Origin of the sequence: Saccharothrix texasensis (genome assembly GCF_003752005.1) — a bacterium.
GTDB lineage: Bacteria > Actinomycetota > Actinomycetes > Mycobacteriales > Pseudonocardiaceae > Actinosynnema > Actinosynnema texasense.
In genome coordinates, this window is sequence record NZ_RJKM01000001.1 from 6,994,801 (window position 1) to 7,009,159 (window position 14,359).

General features: G+C 70.6%; 13 protein-coding genes. 7 read left to right on the forward strand and 6 right to left on the reverse strand.

Translation table 11 applies throughout. The annotated features are described in order from the left end of the window. Window positions 1-198: 198 nt before the first annotated feature. The 3 genes from dnaE (at window position 199) to EDD40_RS31365 (ending at window position 6,299) form a co-directional block, all read left to right on the forward strand. Complete coding sequence (gene dnaE, locus EDD40_RS31355) at window positions 199-3,729, forward strand: DNA polymerase III subunit alpha (protein ID WP_123746132.1); 3,531 nt, start codon at window positions 199-201, stop codon at window positions 3,727-3,729. A gap of 85 nt (window positions 3,730-3,814) precedes the next feature. Beyond that, the gene (locus tag EDD40_RS31360) at window positions 3,815-5,044 is read left to right on the forward strand and encodes a cytochrome P450 family protein (protein WP_246037949.1); all 1,230 of its coding nucleotides are present in this window, start codon (window positions 3,815-3,817) and stop codon (window positions 5,042-5,044) included. Continuing rightward, a complete protein-coding gene (locus EDD40_RS31365; protein ID WP_123746133.1) occupies window positions 5,031-6,299 on the forward strand; it encodes an adenosylmethionine--8-amino-7-oxononanoate transaminase in 1,269 nt (422 codons plus the stop codon). Before EDD40_RS31360 ends, EDD40_RS31365 begins: the two co-directional genes overlap by 14 nt. Here EDD40_RS31365 and EDD40_RS31370 read toward each other — a convergent pair. Both EDD40_RS31370 and EDD40_RS31375 read right to left on the reverse strand, forming a co-directional pair. Then, window positions 6,279-6,911 (reverse strand): hypothetical protein, encoded by a 633-nt coding sequence (locus EDD40_RS31370; RefSeq protein ID WP_123746134.1) that lies wholly within the window; start codon window positions 6,909-6,911, stop codon window positions 6,279-6,281. The genes EDD40_RS31365 and EDD40_RS31370 overlap by 21 nt on opposite strands. Before the next feature lies 1 nt (window position 6,912). Continuing rightward, a complete protein-coding gene (locus EDD40_RS31375; RefSeq protein ID WP_123746135.1) occupies window positions 6,913-7,152 on the reverse strand; it encodes a glutaredoxin family protein in 240 nt (79 codons plus the stop codon). Window positions 7,153-7,212: 60 nt separating this feature from the next. Between EDD40_RS31375 and bioD the strand changes: the two genes are divergently transcribed. From bioD to EDD40_RS31395, 4 genes are all read left to right on the forward strand, one after another. Beyond that, window positions 7,213-7,929, forward strand: coding sequence for a dethiobiotin synthase (gene bioD, locus EDD40_RS31380; protein WP_123746136.1), 717 nt, complete (start codon window positions 7,213-7,215; stop codon window positions 7,927-7,929). A 107-nt stretch (window positions 7,930-8,036) separates the two neighbouring features. Continuing rightward, window positions 8,037-9,053, forward strand: coding sequence for a biotin synthase BioB (gene bioB / locus EDD40_RS31385; protein WP_123746137.1), 1,017 nt, complete (start codon window positions 8,037-8,039; stop codon window positions 9,051-9,053). Continuing rightward, entirely contained in the window at window positions 9,050-9,259 is a 210-nt protein-coding gene (gene bsaP / locus EDD40_RS31390; RefSeq protein WP_123746138.1) for a biotin synthase auxiliary protein BsaP, read from the forward strand. Before bioB ends, bsaP begins: the two co-directional genes overlap by 4 nt. 40 nt (window positions 9,260-9,299) lie before the next feature. After that, a complete protein-coding gene (locus tag EDD40_RS31395; protein WP_123746139.1) occupies window positions 9,300-9,896 on the forward strand; it encodes a DUF2567 domain-containing protein in 597 nt (198 codons plus the stop codon). A gap of 42 nt (window positions 9,897-9,938) precedes the next feature. Here EDD40_RS31395 and EDD40_RS31400 read toward each other — a convergent pair whose 3' ends face one another. The 4 genes from EDD40_RS31400 to EDD40_RS31415 all read right to left on the reverse strand — a co-directional run bounded on the left by EDD40_RS31400 (window position 9,939) and on the right by EDD40_RS31415 (window position 14,347). Further along, the gene (locus EDD40_RS31400) at window positions 9,939-10,691 is read right to left on the reverse strand and encodes a putative hydro-lyase (protein WP_123748411.1); all 753 of its coding nucleotides are present in this window, start codon (window positions 10,689-10,691) and stop codon (window positions 9,939-9,941) included. 5 nt (window positions 10,692-10,696) lie between these two features. After that, on the reverse strand, window positions 10,697-11,962 hold the full coding sequence (locus EDD40_RS31405) for an MFS transporter (RefSeq protein WP_123746140.1): 1,266 nt from the start codon (window positions 11,960-11,962) through the stop codon (window positions 10,697-10,699). Window positions 11,963-12,155: 193 nt separating this feature from the next. Next, window positions 12,156-13,475 (reverse strand): cation:proton antiporter, encoded by a 1,320-nt coding sequence (locus tag EDD40_RS31410; protein WP_123746141.1) that lies wholly within the window; start codon window positions 13,473-13,475, stop codon window positions 12,156-12,158. A gap of 134 nt (window positions 13,476-13,609) precedes the next feature. Beyond that, window positions 13,610-14,347 carry a type I 3-dehydroquinate dehydratase gene (locus tag EDD40_RS31415; RefSeq protein WP_170185255.1) on the reverse strand — a complete coding sequence of 246 codons (738 nt, stop codon included), beginning with the start codon at window positions 14,345-14,347 and terminating at the stop codon, window positions 13,610-13,612. Window positions 14,348-14,359: the final 12 nt, after the last annotated feature.

Here is a 14,359-nt window from a genome sequence, read left to right on the forward strand (position 1 = left end):
CGCCTGGGAGGATCTTCGCGCCATCGCCCCGCCGACGGCGCGCGGTCTTCACCTCGCTGCACGCGCGGGGACGCCGAGGTCGCTCCCGGTGACGTCGGCGTGCCGCCATTCGGGATCCCCGGAGGGCGTTATAGGGTCGGCCGAGTCTCTGCCCGAGCGCTTCGTCCCGGGCCCGCTGCGATCTTCAGGGGGGTTTGGGTGTCCGACTCGTTTGTGCACCTCCACGTGCACACCGAGTACTCGATGCTCGACGGCGCGGCGAAGTTGAAGGACATGTTCGCCGAGTGCGAGCGGATGGGCATGCCCGCCGCCGCGATCACCGACCACGGCAACATGTACGGCGCGTACGACTTCTACCGGCAGGCGACCGCCGCCGGCATCAAGCCGGTGGTCGGCATCGAGGCGTACCTGGCCCCGGAGTCCCGCTTCAACAAGAAGCGCGTGCTGTGGGGCGACCCCGGCCAGAAGTCCGACGACGTCTCCGCCAGCGGCGCGTACACCCACCAGACGATCTGGGCCCGGAACAACGAGGGCCTGCACAACCTGATGAAGATGTCCAGCCGCGCCTCCACGGAGGGCCAGCTGGGCAAGTGGCCCCGGATGGACGTCGAGCTGATCGCCGAGCACTCGGCGGGCCTGATGGCGACGACCGGCTGCCCCTCCGGCGAGGTGCAGACCAGGCTCCGCCTCGGCCACGAGAAGGAGGCCCTGGAGGCCGCGGCGAAGTGGCGCGACATCTACGGCGCGGACAACTTCTTCGTCGAGCTGATGGACCACGGCATCGAGATCGAGAGCCGGGTCCGGGGCGGGCTGGTCGACATCGCCAAGAAGCTCAGCATCCCGTTCGTGGTGACGAACGACTCGCACTACACCTACTCGGAGGACCGCGACGCGCACGCCGCGCTGCTGTGCGTGCAGACCGGCAAGACGCTCGCCGACCCGAACCGGTTCAAGTTCGACGGCACGGGCTACCACCTGAAGTCGCCGGACGAGATGCGCGCGATCGACTCCTCCGACGCCTGGCAGGAGGGGTGCCGCAACACCCTGCTGGTGGCCGAGAAGGTCGACACCACCGGCATGTTCGCCTTCCAGAACCTGATGCCGCGCTACCCGACCCCCGAGGGCAAGACCGAGGCGGACTACTTCCGCGACGAGGTCTGGGAGGGCATGCGCCGCCGGTTCCCGGAGGGCGTGGACGAGGTCCACCGCAAGCAGGTCGAGTTCGAGATCGACGTGATCCTGCAGATGGGCTTCCCGTCGTACTTCCTGGTGGTCGCCGACTTCATCAACTGGGCAAAGGCCAACGGCATCCGCGTCGGTCCCGGCCGCGGTTCCGCCGCGGGCGCGCTGATCGCGTACGCGATGGGCATCACGGACCTGGACCCGCTGGCGCACGGCCTGATCTTCGAGCGGTTCCTGAACCCCGACCGCGTCAGCCCGCCCGACATCGACATCGACTTCGACGAGCGCCGGCGCGGCGACGTGATCCGGTACGTCACCGAGAAGTGGGGCGTCGACAAGGTCGCCCAGGTGATCACGTTCGGCACGATCAAGGCGAAGGCGGCGATCAAGGACTCCGCCCGGGTGCTGTACGGGCAGCCGGGCTACGCGGTCGCCGACCGCATCTCCAAGGCCATGCCGCCCGCCGTGATGGGCAAGGACATCCCGCTGGCCGGCGTGTTCGACCCGGCGCACAAGCGGTACTCCGAGGCCGCCGAGGTGCGCGCGCTGTACGAGACGGACCCGCAGGTCAAGGAGATCATCGACACCGGCCGCGGGCTGGAGGGCCTGATCCGCAACGCGGGCGTGCACGCCTGCGCGGTGATCATGTCCGCGGAGCCGCTGACCGACCACATCCCGGTCTGGATGCGCCCGCAGGACGGGTCGATCATCACCCAGTTCGACTACCCGACGTGCGAGACGCTCGGCCTGCTGAAGATGGACTTCCTCGGCCTGAGCAACCTGACCACGATCGACGACGCGCTGAAGAACATCGCGCTCAACGGCAAGGGCGACGTCGACATCTCGACCGTGCCCCTGGACGACCGCAAGACCTACGAGCTGCTGGGCCGCGGCGACACCCTGGGCGTGTTCCAGCTCGACGGCGGCGCCCTGCGCGACCTGCTGCGCCTGATGCGCCCCGACAACTTCGAGGACGTCTCGGCCGTCATCGCGCTGTACCGGCCGGGCCCGATGGGCGCGAACTCCCACACGAACTACGCGCTGCGCAAGAACAAGCAGCAGGAGATCGTGCCGATCCACGAGGAGCTGCGCGAGCCGCTGGCCGAGATCCTGGACACGACGTACGGCCTGATCGTGTACCAGGAGCAGGTCATGGCGATCGCGCGGAAGGTGGCGGGCTACTCGCTGGCCCAAGCGGACCTGCTCCGCCGCGCGATGGGCAAGAAGAAGAAGGAGATCCTCGACAAGGAGTACGAGGGCTTCGAGGCGGGCATGGTCGCCAACGGCTACTCGCCCGAGGCGATCAAGACGCTGTGGGACATCCTGGTCCCGTTCGCGGACTACGCGTTCAACAAGGCGCACTCCGCCGCGTACGGCCTGATCGCGTACTGGACGGCGTACCTCAAGGCCAACTACCCCGGCGAGTACATGGCCGCGCTGCTCACCACGAACTCGGACAACAAGGACAAGTCGGCCATCTACCTGGCCGAGTGCCGGCGGATGGGCATCACCGTGCTGCCGCCGGACGTCAACGAGTCCGAGCGCGAGTTCGTCGCGGTCGGCAACGACATCCGGTTCGGCCTCGGCGCGATCCGCAACGTCGGCGCGAACGTGGTCGACGCCATCATCAAGACCCGCAAGGAGAAGGGGAAGTTCGGCGACTTCTCCGACTTCCTGCGCAAGGTCGACGTGCAGGCGTGCAACAAGAAGGTCGTCGAGTCGCTGATCAAGGCGGGCGCGTTCGACTCGCTCGGCCACCCGCGCAAGGGCCTGCACATGGTGCACGTCGAGGCGGTCGACGCGATCATGCTGACCAAGAAGGAAGAGGCGCGCGGCCAGTTCGACCTGTTCGGCGACGGCGGCGGTGACGACGGCACGAGCGTGTTCGACGTCAAGATCCCCGACGAGCACTGGGAGTCCAAGCACCAGCTCACGCTGGAGCGGGAGATGCTGGGCCTGTACGTGTCCGGCCACCCGCTCAACGGCGTGGAGCAGGTGCTGAGCTCCTACTCCGACACCACGATCCCGCGCATCCTGGAAGGCGACGTGCCGGACGGCACGCAGGTCACGCTGGGCGGCATCCTCGCGACGGTCACCCGCCGGGTGAACAAGAACGGCGAGCCGTGGGCGTCGGCGATGCTCGAGGACCTCGCCGGCGGCATCGAGGTGCTGTTCTTCCCCAAGAGCTACACGGTGCACGGCATGTCGGTCGCCGAGGACGCGATCGTGCTGGTCAAGGCGCGGGTGGCCAAGCGGGAGGACCGGATCTCGCTGATCGCCAACGACCTGGTCGTGCCGGACCTGTCGGAGCTGGGCGCGCAGGCGTTGAAGCTGAAGGTGGCGGCGTCGCGCTGCGACCCGAAGCTGGTGACGTCGCTGAAGGAAGTCCTCTCCGCGCACCCCGGCACCACCGAGGTGCACCTGAACCTGGTCATCAACAGCAGCCGCAACACGTTGCTCAAGCTGGATGACGCTCTTCGGGTTACTCCCACACCATCCCTTATGGGTGATTTGAAGGCTCTGCTCGGCCCGGGGTGCCTAGGCTGATCGGGTGACAAGGTCCGCGATCGGGGACAAGAGGGAGCCTCGGATCGTTTGAGTGAACAGGGTTTACTCAAACGAGGAGGGTCCTGTGGGGGAGAAGATCGCCGGTCTCGACGTGCTCGGCGAGGACTACTTCGCCGATCCGCACAGCTTCCACGCGCGGTTGCGCGAGCGAGCCGCGGCGAGCGAGATCGTGCTGCCGCGCGGCACCAGGGCGTGGCTGGTCACCCGGTACGAGGAAGCGCGGTCGGCGCTGGCCGACCCGCGCTTCAGCAAGCACTGGGAGCGCTTCCCGGAGGTGATGGAGCGCAACCGGATCGGCGGGGGCGACGCGCCCAAGTTCGACGAGTCCCTGGTGCAGCACATGCTGAACATGGACCCGCCGCACCACACCCGGCTGCGCAAGCTCGTCACCAAGGCGTTCACCGCCCGACGGGTGGAGCAACTGCGGCCGCGCATCCAGGAGATCACCGACCGGCTGCTGGACGAGGCGGGGGAGAAGGGTGACGTAGACCTGGTGGACGCGCTGGCGTTCCCGCTGCCCATCACGGTGATCTGCGAGATGCTCGACGTGCCGATGGACGAGCGCGACGAGTTCCGCGTGTGGTCCAACGTGCTGGTGGCCGGCAACGGCGAACCGGAGCAGCTCCAGCAGGCCGGCGCCCAGATGGCGGGCTACCTGGCGAAGCTGGTCGAGCACAAGCGGGCGAACCCCGGCGACGACTTCTTCTCGGCCCTCGTGCAGGCCGACGACGAGGGCGACCGGCTCGACCCGATGGAACTGATCGCCATGGCGTTCTTGCTGCTGGTGGCCGGCCACGAGACGACGGTCAACCTGATCGCCAACGGCGTGTACCACCTGCTGCGCGACCCGGAGCAGCTGGCGAAGCTGCGGGCCGACCGCTCGCTGCTGCCCGGCGCGGTCGAGGAGGTGCTGCGCTTCGAGAGCCCGGTCAACCAGGCCACGTTCCGCTACACCAACGAGGACGTGGAGCTGGGTGACGTGGTCATCCCGAAGGACAGCGTCGTGGTGGTGTCGCTGTCGGGCGGCAACCGCGACGGGGCCAGGTTCCCGGACCCGGACCGGCTCGACATCACCCGGCAGGCCGCCGGGCACCTCGCGTTCGGCCACGGCATCCACTACTGCCTGGGCGCGCCGCTGGCCCGGATGGAGGGCGAGATCGCGATCGGGTCGCTGCTGGAGCGGTTCGATCTGGCGCTGACCGCCGAGCCCGAGGAGCTGCGCTGGCGGGAGGGCACGCTCATCCGCGGCCTCCAGTCGCTGCCCGTTAGCCTGACGCCCCGTGGAGCGCGATGAGCTGCTGAAGCTGGACCAGGCGCACGTCTGGCACCCGTACGGCCCCATGCCGGGCACCCGTGAGCCGCTGGTGGTCTCCTCGGCCGAGGGTGTCCGGCTCCGGCTGGACGACGGGCGCGAGCTGGTCGACGGCATGTCGTCGTGGTGGGCCGCGATCCACGGCTACCGGCACCCCGTGCTCGACGCGGCGGTGCGCGACCAGCTCGGCCGGATGAGCCACGTCATGTTCGGCGGCCTGACCCACGAGCCCGCGGTGGCGCTGTCCGCGCGGTTGGTGGAGATCACGCCCGAGCCGTTGCGGCACGTGTTCCTGTGCGACTCGGGGTCGGTGTCGGTCGAGGTCGCGATCAAGATGGCGGTGCAGCACTGGCGCTCGCGAGGGCGGCCGGAGAAGCGGCGGCTGCTGACGTGGCGCGGCGGCTACCACGGTGACACGTTCCAGCCGATGTCGGTGTGCGACCCGGAAGGCGGGATGCACTCGCTGTGGCGGGGCGTGCTGCCGGAGCAGGTGTTCGCGTCCGCGCCGCCACGCGAGCTGGAGACCGCGTACGTGCAGGAGCTGGCCGACCTGGTCGAGGCGCACGCGGGTGAGCTGGCCGCGGTCATCGTGGAACCGGTGGTGCAGGGCGCGGGCGGGATGCGCTTCCACGACCCGCGCTACCTGCACGTGCTGCGCGAGCTGACGCTGGCCAACGACGTGCTGCTGATCTTCGACGAGATCGCCACCGGCTTCGGCCGCACCGGCGAGCTGTTCGCCGCCGACCACGCCGGGATCAGCCCGGACATCATGTGCCTGGGCAAGGCGCTGACCGGCGGCTACCTGTCGATGGCCGCGACCCTGTGCACGTCACGGGTCGCGGACGGCATCTCGCGCGGCGAGGTGCCGGTGCTGGCGCACGGACCGACGTTCATGGGCAACCCGCTGGCCTCGGCGGTGGCGCTGGCCTCGACCGACCTGCTGCTGGCGCAGGACTGGCGGTCGTCGGTGCGGCGGATCGAGGCGGGGCTGCGGTCGGGCCTCGCGGACGCGCCCGGCGACGTGCGGGTGCTCGGCGCGATCGGCGTGGTGCAGCTGGACCACCAAGTGGACATGGCCGCCGCCACCGCCGCGGCCGTCGACCACGGCGTGTGGCTGCGGCCGTTCCGGGACCTGATCTACACCATGCCGCCGTTCGTCAGCACGGACGACGACGTGGCGACGATCGCCGCCGCCGTCGTCGCCGCGGCCGAGGCGTCACGTGCGCAGCAGCGTTGAGCCCCAGACCAGCAGCAGCGCCGCGTAGCCGACGCAGATCCAGCCGATGGCCTGGTGGCTCGGCTCCCCCTTGCGCCCGGCGAGCTTGGTGACCAGCAGCCACCAGCCCAGCGCGACCACGCCGAGGGCGACCGGCGTCAGGAGCACGCCGTACGCGCCCGCGTAGACGCCCGCCCAGAAGTCCACCGGCAGGCTGATGCCGTTGGCGTAGCCGGTCGGGAACAGCTCGACCGCGACCGCCGTCCACACCCACGCCACGACGTGGAGCCGCTTCACCGTCGCCGGCTTCGCGGTGTCCTGGTTGATCGCCACCACGCCCCACGCGATGAACGCGCCGCCGCCGAACACCCAGCCCGCCGCGGTCGACACGACCGGCACGCGGCCGACCGCCGCGCCCAGCGCCGGGAAGACCGCGCCCCACAGGAAGAAGTGCCCGCCGACCACCAGTGCGGTGACACCCAGGACGATGAGGGTCTGGACGCCGCCGTGCTGCCGCTGGAACCAGTTCTTCGGCTTCGGCGGCGCCGGTCGGGTGGCGGTCCGGACCGCGGCCTGGTCCCGGGTGCGCTGCGAGCCCTGCTGGCGCCGTTTGCGCCGGCCGTCCTTGCCCACGTCAGCCCTGGACCGCGGCAGCGAGCTCGGTGTCGGTCGGCTCCACCAGGACCCGGCCGTCCGGCAGCGCGATGACCGGGATGTTCTTGCGCCCGCCCGCGAGCTCGATCGCGCGGTCACGGGCCGCGTCGTCCTGCTCGACGTCGACGTCCGTGAACGGCACTTCGTGCTCCCGCAGCCATGCCTTGGCCCGCCGGCAGTCGCCGCACCAGTTCGCCCCGTAGAGAACGATCTCACTCATGGTGGTGACTGTAGAACGCGGAGGACCGCAACGCTCCGTATAGGCCTAGGGTGAGTCGCCGTGAGCGTCCTCGTGATCACCGGCACGGGCACCGAGGTCGGCAAGACCGTGGTCGTCGCCGCTCTGGCGGCCCTGGCCGCGGCCGACGGTCGGCGGGTCGCCGTGCTCAAGCCCGCGCAGACCGGTGTCGCCGACGGCGAGCCGGGCGACCTGGCCGAGGTGGCCCGCCTCGCCGGCTCCGTCACCACCCGTGAGCTGCGTCGATATCCGGAACCACTGGCGCCGGCCACGGCCGCGCGCCGGTCCGGGCAGCCGACGCTGCACCCCAGCGAGGTCGCCTCGGCGGCCGTGGCGCTGGACGAGACGCACGACCTGGTGCTGGTGGAGGGCGCGGGCGGGCTGCTGGTCCGGTTCGACGACGCGGGCTCGACCATCGCCGACGCGGCGTGGGCGCTCAACGCGCCGGTGCTCATCGTCGCGCACCCGGGCCTGGGCACGTTGAACATGACCGCGCTGACCGCCGAGGCCCTGCTGCGCCGCGGCCTGGAGTCCGTCGGCGTGGTGGTGGGCCGCTGGCCCGCCGTGCCCGACCTGGCCACCCGCACCAACCTGGTCGACCTGCCCGAGGCCGCGGGCGCGCCGCTGCTCGGCGTGCTGCCCGACGGGATGGCGGCGCTGGGGCGGTCGGAGTTCCTGGAGCGGGCCAGGGAAGGACTGTCGCCGTGGTTCGGCGGTACGTTCGACCCGGAGAAGTTCGCCGCGCCGCACACCTGCTGACCCCGCCCGTGGTCGACCGAACCAGTGACGCACGTCGCTGGGGCGGGCCGGGTCCCGTGCGGCAGACTGCACGGCGGACCACCGCCCGGAGTTGACGAGGAGATGTCGTGACCGCAGCCCCTGAACAGGTCGATGTCCTCGGCGTTGCCCGCGAGCAGGTGCTGGAGCAGGGCGTCGGGCTCACCGAGGAACAGGTGCTCGAAGTCCTCCGGCTGCCCGACGAGCGCATCCCGGAGCTGCTGGAGCTGGCGCACGCGGTGCGGATGCGCTGGTGCGGCCCGGAGGTCGAGGTCGAGGGGATCGTGTCGCTCAAGACCGGCGGCTGCCCCGAGGACTGCCACTTCTGCTCGCAGTCCGGCCAGTTCCCCTCGCCGGTGCGCTCGGCCTGGCTGGACGTCCCGGGCCTGGTGCGGGCCGCCCGGCAGACCGCCGAGACCGGCGCGTCCGAGTTCTGCATCGTCGCCGCCGTGCGCGGCCCGGACAAGCGGCTGCTCTCGCAGGTGCGCGACGGCATCAAGGCCATCCGCGAGGACGGCAACGACATCCAGATCGCGTGCTCGCTCGGCATGCTCACCCAGGAGCAGGTGGACGAGCTGGTGGACATGGGCGTCCACCGCTACAACCACAACCTGGAGACGGCCCGCTCCCACTTCCCGAACGTGGTCACCACGCACTCCTGGGAGGAGCGCTGGGACACGCTGACGATGATCCGCACGGCGGGCATGGAGGTCTGCTGCGGCGGCATCATCGGCATGGGCGAGACGCTGGAGCAGCGCGCGGAGTTCGCCGTGCAGCTGGCGGAGCTGGAGCCCGACGAGGTGCCGCTGAACTTCCTGATCCCCAACCCCGGCACCCCGTACGAGAACTACCCGGTGGTCGAGGGCCCCGAGGCGCTGCGGACCGTCGGCGCGTTCCGGCTGGCCCTGCCACGCACGATCCTGCGCTTCGCCGGCGGCCGTGAGCTGACCTTCGGCGACCTCGGCGCCAAGCAGGGGATGCTCGGCGGCGTCAACGCGATCATCGTCGGCAACTACCTGACCAACCTCGGCCGGCCCGCCCAGCAGGACCTCGACATGCTGACCGAGCTGTCCATGCCGATCAAGGAACTGAGCAAGACGCTGTGACGAGCGGGCCGGGTGCTGTGGCGTACTGCGGGTTCTGCGGCAAGGCGAGCGCGGAGGCCGACCACTCCGCGTGCGCGTCGCGGCTGGGCGTGATCGACCCGCCGCGGTTCTGCGCGGAGTGCGCGCGGCGGATGGTGGTGCAGGTGACGCCCGCCGGGTGGACGGCCGCGTGCAGCCGTCACGGCGAGATCACCTCCGCGCGGTAACCTGCCCTGCATCTGGTCACGGGTGCAGGGAGGTCGTCGGGTGGCGGAGCAACCGGTGGACGAGCGGGCGACGCCCGTTCGGGTGCCACCCGCGCCGGCGTTCGAGTACTACTACGTGGTGCAGCGGCCGCGGGTCGTGGTGAAGCGCGACCTGCTGCCCGCGTTCTCCGTGCTGTCCGTGATCTCGCTGTTCGGGCTGCCCGCCGGGTGGTTGTGGGCGAGGCTCGCGCCGCCGCAGAACGTGGTGGCGCAGCAGGACGGGTCGCTGATCCCGGTGACCGGCGAGAGCTACCACCGGCTCGACGGGCTGATGCTGTTCGTGCTGGTCGGGCTGGGCGCCGGGCTGATCACGGGCATCGCGGTGTGGCTGCTGCGGGAGCGCCGCGGCCCGGTGGTGATGCTCGCCGCCACGCTCGGCGCGGTCGTGGCGGCCTACCTGGCGCAGCTGACCGGGATCGGCTCGGCGGGCAGCCGGTACGCCGTCGACGCCGCGCCCGCGGTGGGTGACGTGATCGCCTTGGCCCCGGTGCTGGAGACGTGGTGGGGCTTGCTGGCGTGGCCCTTGGGCACGGCGCTGGCGTACGGCTGCCTGGCCGCGTGGAACGGTCTGGACGACCTCGGCCGCCGGCTCGGCTGAGGACCCGGCCGGCGCGCCGGTCACGGCCTGGTCGGGCTCGGGTCAGAGCTGGTAGGCCAGGTCGGGCACGTCGGTGACGAACATGTGCCCGGGCGCGTGGGTGATCGCGAACGGCGGTTTCGACGCCATCACGGCCGCCTGCGGCGTCACGCCGCACGCCCAGAACACCGGCACGTCGCCCTCGTGCGGCTCGGTGCGGTCGCCGAAGTCCGGTCGGTCGACGTCGGCGATGCCGAGCGCGCCCGGATCGCCCACGTGCACCGGCGCGCCGTGGACCGCGGGCATCCGGGAGGTGACCCGCTTCGCGGTGTCGACCAGGTCGGCGGGCACGTAGCGCATCGACACCACCATCGGGCCGTGCAGGCGGCCCGCCGGGCGGCACTCGCGGTCGGTCACGTACATCGGCACGTTGCGCCCCTGCTCGACGTGCCGCAGCGGGACGTCGACCAGCTTGAGCGCCGACTCGAACGTGAAGCTGCACCCGATGAGGAACGCGACGAGGTCGTCGCGCCAGTGCGCGGAGGCGTCGGTCGGCTCGTCGACCAGCTCGCCGTGCTCCCAGATCCGGTAGCGGGGCACGTCGCGCATCAGGTCGGCGTTGCCCGCGAGGACCGTCGTGGTCCGGCCCTTGTCGGTGACGTCGAGGACCGGGCACGGCCTCGGGTTGCGCTGGGTGAACAGCAGCACGTCGTAGGCCCAGTCCTCGGGGACCGCGATCAGGTTGGCCTGCGCGTAGCCGTCGGCGAGCCCGGCCGTCGGGCCCTGGTGGTGCCGGCGGACCTGTTGCGGTGTCATCGTGGTCATCGCAGTTCCACTCCGTTCGTCTCGGGGAGGCCGAGCAGGGCGACCACGGCGATGCCGTAGGCGACCGCGCCGAAGATCATCGCGCCGCCGACGCCCATGCCGCCGGCGAGGAAACCCACCAGGGCGGGGAAGAAGGCGCCCACCCCGCGGCCGAAGTTGTAGGTGAAGCCCTGCCCGGTGCCGCGCAGCTCGGTGGGGTACAGCTCGGCCAGGTACGAGCCGAAACCGCTGAAGATCGCCGAGGTGGTGAACCCGAGCGGGAACGTGAGCAGCAGGATCACGCCGTTCGCGCCGGCCGGGATGGTGGTGAACAGGACGATGAGGATCGCGCTGAGCACGGCGAACAGGGTGAACGTCCGCTTGCGGCCCAGCCGGTCGGTCAGGTAGCCGCCGGTGACGTAGCCCGTGAACGCGCCGCTGATGAGCAGCGCCAGGTAGCCGCCGGTGCCGACCACGCTGAGGCCGCGTTCGGTCCGGAGGAACGTCGGCACCCAACCGGCCAGGGTGTAGTAGCCGCCCTGGACGCCGGTGGCGAGCAGCGATGCGAACAGCGTGGTGCGGCCGAGCTCGCCCTGGAACACGGCCTTGACGCTGCCCTTGACCGGGCTGGTCTCCAGCGTCCGCTCGACCCGGGGCGCGTCCTTGACGTTGCGGCGCACGTAGAAGATCAGGACGGCGGGGAGCGCGCCGGTCCAGAACAGCACGCGCCAGGCGATGTCCTGCGGCAGGAAGCTGAACACCGTGGTGTAGACGATCACGCTCAGGCCCCAGCCGACGGCCCACGAGCTCTGGATGAACGCGACCGTGCGGCCCCGGTACCGGGGCTTGCAGTACTCGGCGACGAGGATCGCGCCCGCCGCCCACTCACCGCCGAAGCCGAGGCCTTGCAGGGCGCGGAAGACGAGCAGCATCTCGTAGCTGGTGGCGAAGCCGCACAGGACCGTGAAGACGGCGTAGGTGACGACCGTGATCATCAGGGTGCGGACGCGGCCGATGCGGTCCGCGAGGATGCCCGCGACCGCGCCGCCGACGGCGGAGACGACCAGGGTGACGGTGGTGAGCAGGCCCGCTTCGCCCGTGGTGAGGCCGAAGTAGGCGGTGATGGCGAACAGGCTCAGGGGCAGCACCTGGAAGTCGTAGGCGTCCAGGCCGTAGCCGCCGAACGCGCCGACGAAGGCGCGCTTGCCGTTGCGGCCCAGCGTGTGGAACCAGGCGAACGGACCTCGGGCGTCCTTGGTGGTGTCCAGCTCGGGGGTGCTCATGGGGGTCACCTCGCAGCGGTGAGGATGTGTCGTGGCCCACACGGTAGGGGATTGTTGAACAATCCCACTAGAGGGCAATGGGACGAATCAACACGTCACTCTTTCGGTGGACTTCGGACCCGCACCACCCTCCCGGCGCGCACGACGACGGGGGCCCGCCGAGATGGCGAGCCCCCGTCGTGGGCGATGCGGTTCAGGCGGGTTGCGACGAAGCCGCGTACAGCTTCTCCCGGTCGCGCTCGTCGTCGGTGATCTCGATCCGCTTCACGGCGTAGCGCAGCATCGGAGGCGCCATCAGGGACGTCACGACCGCCACGAGCACGATGATGGTGTACCCGGCGGTGGTGAGCACGCCCAGGCGCAGGCCCACCATCGCCACGATCACCTCGATCACGCCGCGCGCGTTCAGCCCGGCGCCCAGGGCCAGGCCCTCCCAGTGGTTGAGCTTGCCCAGCCGCGCGCCCAGGTACGCGCCCACGAACTTGCCCAGGATCGCGATGACCAGCACCACCACCGCCGACAGCAGCACCTCGGGCTCGGCCAGCAGCGTCAGGTCCATCCGCAGGCCGGCCGTGGCGAAGAAGATCGGCGCGAGCACGCCCATCACGAACGTCCGCAGCGGTGCGATCTTCGTCCGGTCGAGGATGCCCGACGTGCTGATCAGGATGCCGCACAGGAACGTGCCGAAGATCGGCTCCAGGCCCAGGGCGTGGGTGCCCGCCGCGCACGCCAGCAGCATCACGACCACGATCGCGATCGTCACCGCCGGGTCGGCGGACTTGTTCGCCAGGGTCAGGCCCGCCTTCACGGCCGGGCGGCCGACCAGGTAGGTCAGCACCAGCACGGCCACCAGGCTGCCGACGGTCAGGGCGATGTTCCCGGCGCGCAGGCCGGTGGTGGCCATCGCGGACACCACCGACAGCAGCGACCAGCCCACGATGTCGTCCACGGCGGCCGCGCCGATGGTCAGCTGGCCGATGTTGCGGTGCAGGATCCGCAGCTCCACCAGCGTCTTGGCGATCACGGGGATGGCGCTCACGCACATCGCCACGCCGAGGAACAGCGCGAACGCCAGGTCGCCCTTGCCGCCGGACAGCAGCGCCGAGGGCAGCACCATGCCGACGCCGACGCCGAGGACCAAGGGGATGAGCAGGCCGCCGAGGCTGACGTAGATCGCGGTCCTGCCCTTGCTGCGCACCAGCTTCATGTCGATGTGCATGCCGGTGAAGCCGACCAGCAGCAGCACGCCGAGCTGGCCGACCGCGTCGAGCAGGTGGATCTGCTCGGCGTCGGCCGGGAACAGCCAAGCCGACAAGGGCGGCACCACGTGCGCGAGCAACGAGGGACCCAGGAGCACGCCCGCGGCCAGTTCACCGACCACGGCCGGCAGGTTGAACCGGGTGGCGAGCTTGCCGAGCGCGAACGCCACCCCGAGCAGGACGGTGAGCTGGAGCAGGAAAACCAGCATCGGGTGGGCGCCGATGGGACTCGGGGGTGCGGCGGCCAGAATCATCAGGGCTCTCCTCAGGGCGACATCCGTCCTGGAAGAGGTACTCGGCCGAGGTGGGGAACTGAAGAGCGGGCGCGTTCGGGACGCCGTATCGGTCAGCGGAGCGTCAGCCGCAGGTCAGCGCGCTGTAGCGGCCTTCAGGCGTGACCGGCGCCCTTGTGCCGGTCGTAGCCCGGGTGGAACTTGCGCACGAGCCGGAACGTTTCGGCGAAATCGAGTTGACCCGACGTGGGCTGGTGGCCGATGAACGTGTAGGTCAACCGCGAACCGAGCGCGGGGAAGAAGATGCGGGACGCGGTGCCGATCTCGCCCATGGCGATCACGATCATTTCCGAGTCGTCCCCGGAATCCACCAACAACGACGCCAACACCTTCAGGTCGGCGCTGTCGGTCGCCATCGTGGAAATCTTCACGATATCCGCGCCCGCCGCTCGCGCGTCGCGTGCGATCGCGCGGAGGTCGTCGATTCCTGGCGTGCGGTCGAAATTGTGGTGCGAAACGATCGCCAACGCGTCGTGCGCGTGCGCGGCGGCGATCACGTCGGCCAGGATCTCCCGGGACGACAGCTCGACGTCCACGGCGTCCACCAGGGGGGCGACCTCGCGGAACAGTTCGAGGCGCGCCGCCTCGCCGCTGCGCCAGCCGCCGCCCTCGGCGGCCGAGCGCACGGTGGCCAGCACCGGCAGGCCGTCGAACGCGCGGACTTGATCGAGGACGTGCCCGCGCCCGGTCAGCGAGAACCGGTCGATCCGCAATTCGGCCACGTCGACCCCGAGGGAACGCGCTTCCGCCGCCGCCCGCTCGCTGTCCTCGTCGGAGAAGCTCACCGCGATCAGCGGGAGGTCGAGTTCCAGCAGCGCGCGCAGCTTATTCACGCTGCGGCATGC